This window comes from Streptomyces sp. ATCC 21386, from assembly GCF_018728545.1.
GTDB lineage: Bacteria > Actinomycetota > Actinomycetes > Streptomycetales > Streptomycetaceae > Streptomyces.
In genome coordinates, this window is sequence record NZ_JAAVVL010000001.1 from 6,603,327 (window position 1) to 6,617,967 (window position 14,641).

A 14,641-nucleotide genomic window follows, 5' to 3' on the forward strand; every position below is an offset into this window, starting at 1 on the left:
CGAAAGGGGCGGCGGGCCGATGCACGCCTTGCTTGACGTAGCGGGCCTGAAGAAGGTCTACGAGGGTTCCGGACGCCGTGTGGAGGCGGTGCGGGACCTCACCTTCACCGTCGACCCCGGCGAACTGGTCTGTCTGGTGGGCCCGTCGGGCTGCGGCAAGACGACCCTGCTGAAGTGCGTGGCGGGGCTGCTGAGGCCGACGGCCGGGGAAGTCCGCCTGGCGGGACGGCCGGTGGACGGACCACCGCCGGGCATGGCGGTCGTCTTCCAGGAGTACGGCCGCAGCCTCTTCCCCTGGATGCGGGTCCGCGACAACGTCGAACTCCCGCTCAAGCAGAAGAAGCTGAGCCGCGAGCGGAGGCGAGGGCTGGTCGATGACGCGCTCGCCTCGGTCGGTCTGTCCGACGCCGCCGGGGCGTATCCGTGGCAGTTGTCCGGCGGGATGCAGCAGCGGGTCGCCATCGCCCGCGCGCTGGCGTACGAGCCGGACGTCCTGCTGATGGACGAGCCGTTCGCGGCGGTCGACGCCCAGACCCGCGCGGATCTGGAGGACCTGGTGCGGGGGCTGTGGCGGGAGCGCCGGATGACCGTCCTCTTCGTCACCCACGACATCGACGAGGCGGTGTACCTCGGCGAACGGGTCCTGATTCTCTCCGCCTCCCCCACGGTCGTCCAGGAGCAGCTGAAGATCGATCTGCCCGCCGAGCGGGACCAGTTGCACACCCGTGTGGCCCCGCGCTTCGCGGAACTGCGCACCCATGTGTACGAGCAGATCCAGGCGGCCAAACGAGGGACCGCGCTGGAGAAGGATTGACCTCCGGCGCCGTCGGCGACCTGAACGCCGGCGGCGCCGGAGGGGGTGCGGCTCACCTCTCGGGGGAGGGCACCACGCTCAGGTGGGTCGATGCGGGGCGGCGGGGCCGACGGGCCCTGCGGGCGTGGTCGGTCGGACGGCCCACCTCGTGCAGGACGAGGGTCATCCGGTGGTAACCGAGGTCACGGAGGGTGTCGGGGCTCTCGCCGACGACCCGGCAGTGAGTCGCGCCCCAGCGCGGGTCGGGGTGGACCAAGGGCCGGACGGCGCCGTCGTGCCGGACGGCGCGGGGCCCGACGGTGCGGAGCCAGTGCGGCAGACCGTGGCGGTAGGCGGCGTCCATGATGGGGTCCTGGGCGATGTCCCGGCGGATGGACTGCAGGCCGCGGTCCTGGGGGTGGCGCTCCACGGCGGCGGCGAAGTGGGCGAGCATCGGCAGACACCAACTGGACTCGTGGTCGCCGAGAACGGTGGCGGCGTCCGGGTGGAAGAGCACGAAGCGGAGGAAGTTGTCGTCCGGCAGGGCCGTCGGGTGGGGCCCGACTCCGGTGAAGAGCGCGCGGAACGCGGCGTTGCTCAGGACGACGTCCCAGCGGTGGTCGAGGACGACGGACGGGAACAGGACGGAATCCAGCAGTACCGCGTAGTCCTGGAGATACGCCTGCGCTTCCTGGGCTTCGAGAGTGTCGGGGACGGGCCGCGGTACCGACCGCTGCCCTCCTGCCTGATATGCCATCGGGAGGTCACCCCTCTTGCCTATGCGGCCTTCACGCGGCTCCTTGATCCTCCTGCCCCGGGCGGAGGCGTGTCAACTATCGTGGCATTCGACGCCGGTTGACGGCTGAATCTCGCCACAGTTGTGGCGAGACCTGGATGTGAGTTCGACCGAACCGCTAGTCTCCCCGCAGTTCACGGTGTACTTGCCGGGACCAGGGTCTCGCGCCAGGCTTGGATCCACGGATTCCGCAGTACGCGAAATTGGCCTGAGAGAGACGTAGGAGATCTGTCGGTGACGGATGGCTTCGAGGTTCCGGACGCCGCGGCGACGGTTCTGCTGCCGGCCGTCGTGGCCCGTGTCACCGCGCTGGCGGACAAGTTGCGCGTGGGGCACTCGGAGGTCTTCGACACCCGGCGGCTCTCGGTGGCCTCGGGTGTGCCGGAGGCGGTCGTGAAGGCCCTGCTGAGCGGTCGGCGCGCCGGTGAGCCGGACGTCCAGGCCCGCTTTCTGCAACGCCTCGACCTGCTGCGACGCACCCGGCTCAAGCCCAACGGCCGCAAGTACACGCAGCAGGAGATCGCCGACGGCGCGGGCATGTCGCGCCAGCAGGCGGGTGCCCTGATCAACGGGGACCGGCGTCCCACGATGGAGCACTGCGACGCCATCCAGCGCTTCTTCCGGGTCCACGCCGGCTTCCTGACCGCCGAGGATCCCGAGGCGCTGGCGAGCGCCCTCATGCGGACCGAGCAGGAGCTCCTTCAGCAACTCGCCGACCGCGAGCGCGCGGCGGCCGAGGCCGCGGACGACCCGTTGCAGCGGCTGCTCCAGAACCACGGTGTGCGTTCCATCGCCTGGCGGGCGGCACAGCTGCCCACCGACCAGCACCGCGACAAGGTCGCGGAGTGGTTGGACATGCTGCTGGAGAGCGTCAAGCGGCCCGAGTCCTGACCGGGGGAGATCTGTGGGCATCGGAAGGGAAATGCGCCGCCTGTGCGGCGAGTTGGTCGGCGAACTCACCCTGCCGGCACCGGCGGACCCCGCCGATCTGTACAGCGCCCTGTGCGACGCCATGAGCAGACGCCGCGGCCGCCCCGTCCACTACCGCACCGCCGTCTTCCCGCCCGGTACGGCCAGTGGGCTGTGGCTGGACATGGCGGAGCAGGACCTGGTCGTCATCGAGGAACGCACCGCGCCCGACCACCAGTTGGTGATCCTCGGTCATGAGCTGTGGCACATGCAGGCCGGGCACTGCGGACAGCACGTGGACGGCGCCGCCGTCGCCGCGCGCTTATTGCGCCAGGACGCCGACCTCGAGGAGACCGTGCTGAGGATCGCCGCCCGGACCCGGTTCGACCTGTCCGACGAGCAGGACGCGGAGAGCTTCGGACTGCTGCTGGCCAGCAAGTGCCGTACCTGGCTGGCCGGTTCGGCGCTGCGTGGGCCGGTGCGCCGGGACCACCTGGCCGGCCGCATCGGGGCCTCGCTCGGCTACCGCGGGCCCCAGGGCTGAGCGGCACGGACGTCGAGACGCCGAGACTACGAAGACATGGACGGGTCCAGCTACTACATTCCGGCCGTCGCGATGACGATCGCCCTCGCCCTCAAGACGCCGTCGCTGCTGCGGAACTGGGGCGATCCCCTGATCAGGTCCGTGTGCGCGCTGATGACCCTGGCCGCCCTGGTCTTCTGCTTCGCCGCCCCGCCGACGATCATCGAGCTGAACCGCGTCACGGGCGTCACCAACGTCTCGGCCGCCGTCGTCTATCTGCTGCTGAGCGCGTTCAGCGGCTCCTGCCTGGTGCTGATCACCAACTGGCGGGGCGGCCCGCCGGAGACGACCCGTCGCCTCTCGCACCGCTGGATCGCCGGGTACGGCACGGTGTGCGTGGCGATCGTGGTGCTGTTCGTGCTCGGCGAGGCCCCCGTGGAGCGGGTGCGGGACTTCGACACGTACTACGCGGGCGCCCCGTTCCTGCGCGAGATGATCGTGCTGTACCTGACCGGGTTCATGGTCGCGGGGCTCGCGATGAATGTGATGTGCTGGCGCTGGGCGCTCCAGGTGCGCGGCTGGCTGCGCGCGGGCCTGCTGATCATCGCGTTCGGTTTCCTGCTCAACGTCCCGTTCGCGGGGGTCAAGCTGATCGCCGTGGTGGCCCGCTGGCAGGGCGGCGACCTGGACTATCTGAGCACGTACGTGGCGCCCGTACTGTCGTCCGTCGGCGCGCAGGTCTGCGCGGTCGGCTTCTGTCTGCCGCTGGCCGGGGAACGGATCGGGGACTCCTGGACCATCTGGTCCATGTACCGCAGGCTCGGCCCGCTGTGGCGGGAGTTGCGCCCCGTCTGGGCCCAGGCGAGCCACGAGGTGCGGATCTCCTGGTGGGCGCCGGCCCGGCTCCAGATGACACAGCGCGAGTCCGACATCCACGACGGCATGCTCAGCCTGTACCCGTACTTCGACGCCGAGGTGCGGGCCAAGGCGTACGACGCGGCCGTGGCGTCGGGTTCGGAGCCCGTCCAGGCGCGGGCCGAGGCAGACGCGGCGATGGTGACGGCTGCGGTGCGGGCGAAGGCGGACGATCCGGAGGGCCGGGTCATCAGCTCGGCGCCGGCCGACGCCTCGGCCCCGCCGGCCGAGAACCCCCGTGACCTCGTGCGGATGTCCATCGCCCTGCGTCAGTCACCCGTCGTAGCGGCCGCCCGCGAATGGGCCGCCGCGACCAGGTCAGGAAGCGACTTCCATGAGCGAACCCCTTAGGGCCCCCGGCTGCCGGCGCGACGGCGCGGTCGCGACTCCCCGGCGTGCCGTCGTCGTCGGCGCGGGCCTGGCCGGTCTGCTGGCCGCCGCCGCGCTGCGCGACCACGCCGAGGTCACCGTCGTCGAACGCGACGCGCTGCCCGAGGGGCCGGAGCCCCGCAAGGGCGTGCCCCAGGCCCGGCACGCCCACCTGCTCTGGTCGGGCGGAGCCCGGGCGATGGAGGAGCTGCTGCCGGGGGTCACCGACGCCTGGCTGGCCGCGGGTGCCCGGCGCATCCCGCTGCCGACCGGACTCGTGTCCCTGTCTCCGCAGGGCTGGGTGCGCCGCTGGCCGGAGATGGAGTTCATGATCGCGTGCAGCCGCGATCTGCTGGAGTCCGTCGTCCGCGCCCGGCTCGTCGCCGACCCCCGCGTCAGCGTGCTGGAGCGCACCGAGATCCTCGGCCTGACGGGCGACGCATCCCGGGTGACGGGCATCCGGCTCTCCTCCGCCGACGACGAGGAACGGGTGCTCACGGCCGATCTGGTGGTGGACGCCGCCGGGCGCGGCTCGCGGGGCACGGCCTGGCTCGACGCGCTCGGGGTCGCGCCCGCGCCGATGGACGAGGTCGACTCCGGTCTCGTGTACGCGAGCCGGGTCTTCCGTGCGCCGGCGGGCGCGGAGGAGTACCCGGTGGTCAATGTGCAGCCGGACGGGTCGCAGCCGGTGCCGGGGCGCAGCGCGACGCTCGTGCCCATCGAGGGCGGGCGGTGGCTGGTGACGCTGTCGGGCACCCGAGGCGGTCAACCGACGGCCCGCTCCGAGGAGTTCGAGCCGTTCGCCCGGGACGACGTCCGGCATCCCGTCGTCGGCGAGCTGATCTCCCGCGCCGAGCCCCTGACGGACGTCGTGGTCACCCGCAGCACGATCAACCGGCGCCGCTTCTTCGAGAAGGTGTCCGGCTGGCCCGACGGTTTCGTCGCGATCGGCGACTCGGTCGCCACGTATAACCCGATCTACGGCCACGGTATGTCCGTCGCCGCGCAGAGCGCTCTCGTGCTGCGGGAGCGGGTCGCCGCGCTCGGTCTCACGGCACCGGGGCTGGCGCGCCGGGTGCAGAAGGCGGTGGCGAAGCCGGTGAGCCTCGCCTGGGAGCTGGCCACCGGCACGGACATCCGGTATCCGGAGGCCATCGGCAAACAGCCGAACGCGGGGCAGAAGCTCTTCGGACGCTACGCGGAGCGGCTGATGCGGACCGCGCTCGGCCGGCCCCTGGTCTTCCGGGCGTACCTCGGCGTGGTCACCCTCACCGCGCCGATCGGTGCCCTGGTCCGGCCGGAGGTCGTCCTCGCGGTGCTGCGCGGCCCGGTCAAACCCCCTTTGACGGACGCGCCCCTGACGGAGGATGAGCGAAGAACGGTGCTGGGAGCGGGCTCCTAGGGCGACTTCCGCGCGCGGGAGAGCGGGATTGTCAGTGGTGGACGGCAAGCTGGGAGTGTGCCGCCCCTGTGCCGGGGCGGGCACGGATTTTCGCCGATCCGACCAGGGGAGAGCCGTTCGATGCCGACCGCCGTACTGACCGATCGCGAGCGCGCCGCCGTACAGGCCTATCTTCGGCTGCTGGGGACCGTACGAGCAGCGTTCGACGGGCCGCCGGACTCCCGCCGACCACCCGTGGTGCCGCCCGCCGCGCTCGCCGAGGCGGAGCAGGCGCTGGCGGCGGCGGGTCTCTCGGGCAACGAAGAGGATTTCTTCGAACTGCTGCGGAGCTGGTGCCCGCAGGTGTGAGTGAGCGCGGGCTCCGCGCGCGGGAGCACGGGCTCCGACGGTCCGCCGGGTGACCTCCGGCGGACCTTCGCCGGGCCCCGTCCAGGGCCTGTGTCCCGAAGCGGCGCCGTTCGCCCGAAGGCCGGGCCAGGCGTCGGCCGGAAGACGCCACTTCCGCCGCAGGCCCTAGGACAGACCCATGGTCAGGTACATCCCGGCGGCCTGGTCGACCAGTTGGCGCAAGGCCCGCACGTAGGTCTCGTCACCGCCCAGTTCGTCGAGGACGCGGTGCGTGTCGTCGCGGAACGCGGCGAGGTCCTTCTCGAACCGTCGGAGCACGGCGGGGCCGAGCAGCAGGGCGCGCAACCGGGCGCGGGCCGGTGCGGAGTCGCGCGCGGCGCGCGCGAGTTCCGCGACCCGGTCCCGGCCACCCGGGGGCGCCTCCTCCAGGGCGCAGGCGAGGAGATAGGTGACCGTGCCGTTCCGCAGGTCCTCGTCGCGGCCGGAGAGCAGGTCCTCCTGGTCGTTGAAGAGCTGCCAGAGAATTCCGAAGTCCTCACCGAACTCCCGCCACAGTTCGGTGCGTTCGCTCCCGGCGCCGGAGAGGATCGCGGCCATCGCCGTGATCATCCCGAAGGGGGCGCCGGACTTCCCTCGACAGGCGGTCACGACCGCGTCGCACGAGGCGTTCGCCAGGTCGCCGCGCAGGTCGCGCAGCTGGCCCTCCACGGCGTCGATCCAGCAGTCGACGATCTCCCGGGTGAGGGCGCCCCGCACCGCGTCCGGAACCGGCTGGGCCTGAACGACCCTGATGGGCAGGGCCTGTCCGCTGAGGACGGACGCCAGCAGCGCCTCGTCCGTGCCGAGTCCGGCGGGGGTGTGCGCGCCGTGCCCGTCGGCCAGGTCGTCGAGGTAGCAGGCGGAGGTCCACCACAGGACGTGCACGGCCGAGAGGGGGACGGCCGGTCCCGGGGCGCCTGTCTCACAGGCGTGCACGAGCAGGGGGAGCACGGACAGGGGGTATTTCATCTGCTGGTGGTCGAGCAGCCCGGATATGGATCGTCGGACCGCCCCGGCCGACGGTCCGAGGCTCTCCAGGGCGGTGGCGATCTCCGCGTCGATCTCCGCCGCGACCTGTCTGTGCAGCTCCACATAGGTGAGGGTGGTCATCCGGCGTCCTCGGCCTCGGAGGGAAAGGGAACCGAGACCGCGGTCGCCACCAGCCCCCGCCGGACGGTCCAGCGACCGTCGAGGGAGTCGAGCCGCCGGCCGGCCACCACCGGCCCCGGTACGAGGAGTTCGGCTCGGAAGCGGCCGGAGCGGCCGTCGGGGCCGACGGTCAGCTCGATGTCGGCCTCCGAGAAGTCCAGCCATCGCCGGGTGAGCGGGAACCACGCCTTGTAGACGGACTCCTTGGCGCTGAAGAGCAGCCGGTCCCAGTGGACCGAGGGGTCGTCGGCGGTCAGCCGGCGCAGCCGCGTCTCCTCCGCGGGTAGGGCGATCGCCGTCAGGACGCCCTCGGGCAGGGCGTCGTGGGGTTCGGCGTCGATGCCGAGGGAGGCGAGGTCGACGGCGCGGACCAGGGCGGCGGCGGCGTACCCCGCGCAGTGGGTCATACTGCCGGTCAGGCCGTCCGGCCAGCCGGGGGCACCGCGCTCACCGGGCACGATCGCCCGCGGGGCGACCCCGAGCTTCGCCATGGCCCGCCGGGCGCAGGCCCGGACGAGGGTGAACTCACGGCGTCGCTTCGGTACCGCCCGGGCGACGACCGCCTCCTCCTCGGGGTACAGCTCGACCCCCTCGATCGCGGCGGCCTCCTCATGGGCGTGCGCCTCCACGACCACGACCGCTCCCGGGAGCAGTTCCTCGATCACCGGCTCCGACCTCCAACGGCAGAATGCGGCGCAGCCTGCCCGGGGGTTCCGGACGCGGTCGCCACTCGCGGGGGTATCCCACGGACACCTCTTCGAAGCGGACCCCGTCCAGCCAGGTGGTCCGCGGGATGTGCAGATGGCCGTAGACCATCACCTCGACGTTGAACCGCCGGTGCCAGTCGGCGGTCAGCTCGGTGCCGCACCACATGGCGAACTCGGGGTACCACAGGACGTCCGTCGGGTGCCGGTCCAGGGGGTAGTGGTTGACCAGCACCTTCGGCAGGTCGGGCGGGAGTTCGGCGAGCCTGCGTTCGGTCTCGGCGACGCGGGCGCGGCACCAGTCGTCGCGGCTCGGGTAAGGGTCGGGGTACAGCACGTGCTCGTCGGCGCAGACCACTCCGGTGCCGTGCGCGTACTCCAGACCCTCGGCCTTGGTGGCGCAGCCCTCGGGCAGGAACGAGTAGTCGTACAGGAGGAAGAGCGGCGCGATCACCACCGGGCCGCCCGGTCCCTCCCACAGGGGGTACGGGTCCTCGGGGGTGACGACTCCCAGTTCCCGGCAGAGGGCGACGAGATGGTCGTACCGTTCGACGCCCCTGTAGGGGACGGTCTCGCTGGGGTGGGTCCACAGTTCGTGGTTGCCCGGCACCCAGACGACCTTGGCGAAGCGGCCGGCGAGGGTCGCGAGCGCCCAGCGGATGTCGGCGACGGTCTCGGAGACGTCACCGGCGACGAGCAGCCAGTCGTCGTCGCTCTCGGGGCGCATCCGCTCGACCAGGGCGCGGTTCTCGGGATAGCCGATGTGCAGATCACTGACGGCCAGCAGATTTCCGTGACGGCCGACCCTCGACTCCACCCGTACTCCTCTCCGAACGCCGAACATCAACACGAGAACACAGGTGCGCACCCATGGACAAGACCGACCTGCGAGCCACGGCCCACCGGGGCGGGGAACACCGCCGACGCGCCCGTGGGAGCCGTCGGCCCGCCCGCGGACCCCGCCGACCTGTCCGAAGACACCGCCGCGCGAGGATTAACACGCGCGTGACAGAAACATGGGCCCCAGTGGCCGTATGATCCGTCCTACACCACCGCCACGCCCCTGTTTCGCGTACGGCGGTTCGGCGTACCTCCATCCCCCCTGGCCGGGCACGGCCTGCTTCGCCCTGCCCGCGAACCTTGGAAAGGCGGCCTGCATGGTCTCTCGCGTACGCGTCTGGCTCAACCGCACGTACGCGGAGAATGTCTTCTTCATGGATCAGCTGCGGCATAATCCGCACGCTCGTCCGGTGGACATCCATGCCACGCACGGCGACGCCGACTCCCCCGTCCTGGCCGCCGCCGACACCGCCGACCTGGAGCCCGAGGGCCTCTCCCCCGCCGCGTACGTGGAGTACGCGCTGGACCAGTGCGCCAAGCGCGGCATCGACGTCTTCGTGCCCCGGCTGCACCAGGCGGCCCTCGCCGCGCACCGCGAGGAGTTCGCCGCCGTCGGTACGGCCCTGCTGGCGCCGACCGCCAGGGCCATCGAGGTGTTCGAGGACAAGGTGACCGCGTACGAGGCGGTCCGGGAGCACGGGATCCCGGTGCCGCCGTGGTACCGGGTGACGAACGCCGACGAACTCGTCGCCGCCGTCGAGGAGTTGGAGGCCGGCGGGCACAAGGCGTGCTTCAAGCCGGCGTCCGGGGCGGGTGGTGTGGGCTTCCGGGTCGTCACACGCGCCCCCTTCTCGCTCGACCACCTCAGCGGCTTCCCCAGCCCGTACGTCCAGCTCGACATGGTCGTGGAGGCGGTGCGGGCGGCCGAGGAGCCCGTCGACTGGATGGTGATGCCTCGGCTGGAGCAGCCGGAGGTGTCCGTCGACTGCCTCACCGGCACCGACGGCCGGGTACGGATGGCCGTGGGCCGCACCAAGAACGGCCGGCGGCGCGGCTTCACGCTCCACCCGGCGTGGATCGAGCCGGCGCGGCGGATCGCGGAGCGGTTCGGGCTGCACCACCTGACGAACATCCAGTTCCGGATGTACGGCGACGAGCCGGTCCTGATGGACGTGAACACGCGTCCGGCGGGCGGGCTGCACCAGCTCGCGCTGTGCGGGATCAACGCGCCGTGGGCAGCCGTGCGGTTGGCGCTCGGCGAGGAGACGGGGGATGTGCTGCCGACTCGGCTGGGGCAGGACTACACGGTGGTGTCGGGGCCGCGGCCGGTGCGGCCGGTGGCGCTGCCGCATCAGGGTGCCGAGGTGGAGGTTGTGGAGGGGCCGGTTTCCGGGGTACCGGTCGCGGAGGTGCCTTTTGCCGTGGATGCGCGGCCGGTGGCTGTTGCGCCGCCGGTTGCGTGCAAGTCCACGGCCGCCGACCGGCCGCTCGCCGTCTGAGCGGCTGCCGCCCCTTCGACCCCGCTCGGCCGTCGGTCGTCTGCGGGCCCGGTGGGGCTTCTCGCGCAGTTCCCCGCGCCCCCGATGGGGGCGCGGGGAACTGCGCGAACGGGGTCCGGGGCGCAGCCCCGAGTCTTTGACGCGGGGGACGAAGGGGCGGCGGGGGCGAGGAAACTCAGAGCGGGTAGCCCCAGGCCTCGGCCAACTCCGCCAGGCGGGGCGGGAGTTTCGCCGTCGGGTCCGCGGGGCGGGCCGGCTGGATGCGGCCGGACTTGATCGTGGTGGACCAGTCACCGAGCTGGGGCCGGAACGTGCCGTGGTCCTGCGTCCCGTAGTCGAGCATGCCGGGTTCCCACTCCACACCCAGGTGTGCGCAGACGCCTCGGGTGATCCTCTCCGGATCCGCGGTCAGGTCCTCGTAGCGGATGACGTGCACGGGAAGGTTCTGTCGGGCCTCCTCCAGCTTCTCGCTGTAGGCGAGGACCTCCGCGCGGATCGCCTCGTGGTCCGGTTCGGTGCGCCGGCTCGTGAGGGACTGGACCACCGCCTCCGGGTGCCGCAGCAGCAGAAGGTAGCGGGCGTTCGGCCAGCATCGGTGCAGCCGCGGCCAGATCAACGTGTTGGGCGGGGTCTTGTCGACGATGATCTGCTTGCCGCTGCGGGTGAGCTCATGGTGCAGGATCCGGTCCCACAGGACGTGCTCCAGCTCGGCCTTGTCGAGTTCGAGCGCCTTCATCGCGTCCCCGGTGAAGTCCCGGGAGAGGTGGACGTGGACGGTCCGCAGGTGCATCTCGTGCGGGGCGCGGATCCGGCTGTGGCTGTTGAGGATGACCCGCAACAGCGTCGAGCCGGAACGCACCGAGGAGAGGACGAACACCGGGGCGTCCACCAGCCGGACCGAGCGCGGGGCCACGTACGGCGCCTCGGCGGGCGCGGTGCCGCTCCGGGGCGCGGGGACGGCGTTCAGCGGCTTGCGCGGCGGGCTCACCGCCTCGGCGATCAGTCTGCCGCGTCGCCTCAGCCCCTTGCCGATCACGGACATGCGCGGATCTCGCACGATGACACCTCAACACTTTCTTCGCACTGTCGCGTCGCCCCGTATCACAGGGGCAGCGGGCGAATTCCACGTGTCGGGAAGGGAACGCGCGGTGGTCGCGGCGGGCGGTCCACCCGCCGCGACCAGGTGTTTTATGCTCCCTTAATTTTTCATGGGAAGCGGGGTCACCGCTCCCCCACCGCCAGCCGCAGCGTCTGCACCTCGAACGGGCGCAGCGTCACCGGGACGCCGTCGCCGTCCGTGGCCGCCTCGGCCAGGGGGCGTTCCAGCAGGTCGGTGATCTGGGCCCCGGCGAGCGGGAATCCGGTGCGCAGGACGCCCCGGGCCCGGCCGCCGCTCGACTCGTAGATCCGGACCACGACGTCGCCCGAGGCGTCGTCGGCGAGCTTGACCGCCTCGACGGTGACGCCCTCGCCGTCCACGGACACGACCGGTTCGGGTGCGCCCGCCGCGTCCGCGACGCGCAGCGGCAGGTTGAGGGCGTAGCCCTCGGCGACCGCGTCCTCGATGCTCGCGCCGGGGAGGAGGGAGTACGTGAAGCGGTGCTTGCCCTGGTCGGCCTCGGGGTCCGGGATGCGCGGGGCGCGGACCAGGCTGAGGCGGACCGTGGTGGTCGTACCGCCGTCCTCGCGGACCGTGCGGGAGACGTCGTGGCCGTAGGTCGAGTCGTTGATGACCGCGACGCCGTAGCCGGGTTCGCCGACGTGCACCCAGCGGTGGCCGGAGACCTCGAAGCGGGCCGCCTCCCAGCTGGTGTTGGTGTGGGTGGGGCGCTGGATGTGGCCGAACTGGATCTCGGCGGAGGAGTGGGCGGCGCGGACGTCGATCGGGAAGCCGGCCTTGAGGAACTTCTCGGCCTCGTGCCAGTCGATGTCCGTCTCGAAGTCGATCCGGGGGCTGCCGGCGCGCAGGGTGATCGTCTGGGTGAGGCGGGAGCCCCTGCCGAAGGTCCGTTCCACGCGGATCGCGCCGAGGAGGGGGTCCGCCTCGACCACTGTGATCGACTCGGGGTCCAGCAGGTCCGAGTAGCGGTTCTTGTAGTGCTTGTCGACGTCCCAGGCGTCCCAGTAGTTGGGGAGGTCGGTGTGCAGGCGGAGCAGGTTGCCCTTGTCGCCGAGGACCTCTCGGTCGGCGACCAGGTCGCGGACGGAGGCGAGGGTGCCGTCCTCGGCGATCTCGACCCGGACCAGGCCGTTGTCGAGGACGCGGCCGGAGACGGTGACGGGGTGCGGGGGTTCGGCGGGGGTGAGGGGTGCGCTGCCGTTCGCGGGGACGGTGACGTACGCCGGCGTGCCCGCGGATGTGCGGATCACCTCGGCCCGGTCACGCGGGCTGGTGTTGAAGACGCGCGCGTCGCCGGCGCCGAGCGCGGCGACCGCCTCCGTCGTCAACTCCTCCAGTTCCTTCGCGACCCGCGCGTACTCCGCCTCCGCCTCGCGGTGCACCCAGGCGATGGACGAGCCCGGCAGGATGTCGTGGAACTGGTGGAGGAGAACCGTCTTCCAGAGGCGGTCGAGCTTCTCGTACGGGTAGGCGTACCCCGGCGCGTGGAGCGCGGCCGTCGTCGCCCACAGCTCGGCCTCGCGCAGCTTGTGCTCGCTGCGGCGGTTGCCCTGCTTGGTGCGGGCCTGGGAGGTGTAGGTGGCGCGGTGCAGCTCCAGGTAGAGCTCGCCGTTCCAGACGGGGGCGTCCTCGTACTCGGCGCGGGCCTTGGCGAAGAACTCGTCGGGGTGTTCGACGACGACCTTCGGGGAGCCTTCGAGGTCGGCCAGCCGACGGGCGCGTTCCATGATCTCGCGGGTGGGGCCGCCACCGCCGTCGCCCCAGCCGAACGGGGCCAGTGAGCGCGTACCGGCGCCCTTCTCCTGGTAGTTGCGGACCGCGCGGTCCATCTCCTCGCCGCTGAAGCGGGCGTTGTAGGTGTCGACCGGCGGGAAGTGGGTGAAGATGCGGGTGCCGTCGATGCCCTCCCACCAGAACGTGTGGTGGGGGAACCTGTTGGTCTGGTTCCAGGAGATCTTCTGGGTGAGGAACCACTCGTTGCCGGCGAGCTTGGCGAGCTGCGGGTAGGAGGCGTTGTAGCCGAAGGAGTCCGGGAGCCAGACGCCCTTGGTCTCGATGCCGAAGTGCTCGATGAAGAACCGCTTGCCGTGGACGAGTTGGCGGGCGATGGCCTCGCCGCCGGGCAGGTTGCCGTCGGACTCGACCCACATGCCGCCGACCGGTACCCACTGGCCCTTGTCGACGGCCTTCTTGATCCGCTCCCACACCTGCGGGTAGTTGTCGCGCACCCACTCGTACTGCACGGCCTGCGAGCAGGCGAAGATGAAGTCCTCGTACTCGTCGGCCAGCGCGGTGACGTTGGAGAAGGTGCGGGAGGTCTTGCGCTTGGTCTCGCGGATCGGCCACAGCCAGGCCGAGTCGATGTGGGCGTGGCCGACGCCGGAGATGGTGTGGGCGCTGGCGTGGGCGGGCTTGGCGAGGACCGGGGCGAGGATCTCCCGGACTGCCGTGGCGCTGCCGGAGACGTCGTCGAGGTCGACGGCGTCCATGGCCCGGTCCAGGGCGTGCAGGATCTCGTGGCGGCGGGGCTCGTGCTCGCCGAGGTGGACCATCAGCTCGCGCAGCACCTGCAGGTCCAGGTCGAGGTGGAAGACCTCCTCGTCGAGGACGGCGATGTCGGCGCGCCGGAAGGTGTAGAGCGGCTTGTCGCCGGCGGTGAGGATGTCGCCGAGCGGGGTGATCTTCGAGAAGTTGTCGGCCAGGATGTCGGGGTTGGAGGCCGCCTCGACCAGGTAGTCGATGCTCTCGCCGCCGCGTACGGGGTTGCCGATCGGCACGTACTGGTTGAGCGGGTTGACCGCCTTCAGCGGGGTGCCGTCGGCGAGGTGGACCAGCGCCTCGGCCTGGTTGCCGGGCCAGTCGCCGACGAAGCCGAGGTCGATGACGGCCTCGACGCGGCGGCCCGCCCACTCGGCGGGGACCTGTCCGCGCATCCGGAACCAGGTGGTGCCCCACGGCGGGCCCCAGGGGGTGTCCATCGCGAACGGGGCGTACGAGGCGGCGGCGGCCTCCTCGAAGGGCACCGGTTCGCCCGGCGCCTGCCAGGCCTCGACCTCGAAGGGGACGGAGGCCGCGTAGAGGGCGGGCTTGATGCGTTGGGTGTGGACGCGCTCTACGCGTTCCTCGATCCGGCGGCGTTCGTCATGCATGAGGTCTCCAGAGAGGGTGGTGCGGGAGCGGGCGGAGCAGGTGCGGGCGGTGCGGCAGCGGACGGTCGGGAAAGCGCTTTCTCGGC

At 71.7% G+C, this 14,641-nt stretch carries 13 protein-coding genes; 7 read left to right on the forward strand and 6 right to left on the reverse strand.

Going from position 1 to position 14,641, the window contains the following annotated elements:
• The first annotated feature begins 19 nt into the window (after positions 1-19).
• Positions 20-814, forward strand: a complete 795-nt coding sequence (locus GWK25_RS28365; protein ID WP_215454207.1) for an ABC transporter ATP-binding protein — start codon at positions 20-22, stop codon at positions 812-814.
• 52 nt (positions 815-866) lie between these two features.
• Here GWK25_RS28365 and GWK25_RS28370 read toward each other — a convergent pair whose 3' ends face one another.
• Positions 867-1,550 (reverse strand): hypothetical protein, encoded by a 684-nt coding sequence (locus tag GWK25_RS28370; protein WP_215454208.1) that lies wholly within the window; start codon positions 1,548-1,550, stop codon positions 867-869.
• 273 nt (positions 1,551-1,823) lie between these two features.
• Between GWK25_RS28370 and GWK25_RS28375 the strand changes: the two genes are divergently transcribed.
• The 5 genes from GWK25_RS28375 (at position 1,824) to GWK25_RS28395 (ending at position 6,055) form a co-directional block, all read left to right on the forward strand.
• Positions 1,824-2,480, forward strand: coding sequence for a helix-turn-helix transcriptional regulator (locus GWK25_RS28375; protein ID WP_215454209.1), 657 nt, complete (start codon positions 1,824-1,826; stop codon positions 2,478-2,480).
• A 31-nt stretch (positions 2,481-2,511) separates the two neighbouring features.
• Positions 2,512-3,042 carry a toxin-antitoxin system, toxin component gene (locus GWK25_RS28380; protein ID WP_215454210.1) on the forward strand — a complete coding sequence of 177 codons (531 nt, stop codon included), beginning with the start codon at positions 2,512-2,514 and terminating at the stop codon, positions 3,040-3,042.
• 36 nt (positions 3,043-3,078) lie between these two features.
• On the forward strand, positions 3,079-4,287 hold the full coding sequence (locus GWK25_RS28385) for an MAB_1171c family putative transporter (protein WP_215454211.1): 1,209 nt from the start codon (positions 3,079-3,081) through the stop codon (positions 4,285-4,287).
• Positions 4,271-5,707, forward strand: coding sequence for an FAD-dependent monooxygenase (locus GWK25_RS28390; RefSeq protein ID WP_215454212.1), 1,437 nt, complete (start codon positions 4,271-4,273; stop codon positions 5,705-5,707). Before GWK25_RS28385 ends, GWK25_RS28390 begins: the two co-directional genes overlap by 17 nt.
• Before the next feature lie 120 nt (positions 5,708-5,827).
• A complete protein-coding gene (locus tag GWK25_RS28395; protein WP_215454213.1) occupies positions 5,828-6,055 on the forward strand; it encodes a hypothetical protein in 228 nt (75 codons plus the stop codon).
• A gap of 165 nt (positions 6,056-6,220) precedes the next feature.
• Here the strand turns inward: GWK25_RS28395 and GWK25_RS28400 are convergent, their stop codons facing one another.
• From GWK25_RS28400 to GWK25_RS28410, 3 genes are read right to left on the reverse strand one after another with little or no spacing between them, the layout of a single operon-like run.
• Positions 6,221-7,204 (reverse strand): polyprenyl synthetase family protein, encoded by a 984-nt coding sequence (locus GWK25_RS28400; protein WP_215454215.1) that lies wholly within the window; start codon positions 7,202-7,204, stop codon positions 6,221-6,223.
• Entirely contained in the window at positions 7,201-7,908 is a 708-nt protein-coding gene (locus tag GWK25_RS28405; protein ID WP_215454216.1) for a 4'-phosphopantetheinyl transferase superfamily protein, read from the reverse strand. Before GWK25_RS28405 ends, GWK25_RS28400 begins: the two co-directional genes overlap by 4 nt.
• Positions 7,853-8,791, reverse strand: a complete 939-nt coding sequence (locus GWK25_RS28410) for a metallophosphoesterase (RefSeq protein WP_251829070.1) — start codon at positions 8,789-8,791, stop codon at positions 7,853-7,855. The genes GWK25_RS28405 and GWK25_RS28410 overlap by 56 nt, the downstream gene beginning before the upstream one ends.
• Before the next feature lie 313 nt (positions 8,792-9,104).
• On the opposite strand from GWK25_RS28410, the gene GWK25_RS28415 reads away from it, so the two are divergent.
• On the forward strand, positions 9,105-10,286 hold the full coding sequence (locus GWK25_RS28415) for an ATP-grasp domain-containing protein (protein WP_215454218.1): 1,182 nt from the start codon (positions 9,105-9,107) through the stop codon (positions 10,284-10,286).
• 175 nt (positions 10,287-10,461) lie between these two features.
• Here the strand turns inward: GWK25_RS28415 and GWK25_RS28420 are convergent, their stop codons facing one another.
• The gene (locus GWK25_RS28420; protein WP_308404341.1) at positions 10,462-11,343 is read right to left on the reverse strand and encodes a sulfotransferase; all 882 of its coding nucleotides are present in this window, start codon (positions 11,341-11,343) and stop codon (positions 10,462-10,464) included.
• 164 nt (positions 11,344-11,507) lie between these two features.
• Entirely contained in the window at positions 11,508-14,555 is a 3,048-nt protein-coding gene (locus tag GWK25_RS28425; RefSeq protein ID WP_215454219.1) for a glycoside hydrolase family 38 C-terminal domain-containing protein, read from the reverse strand.
• Between the last annotated feature and the right edge of the window lie 86 nt (positions 14,556-14,641).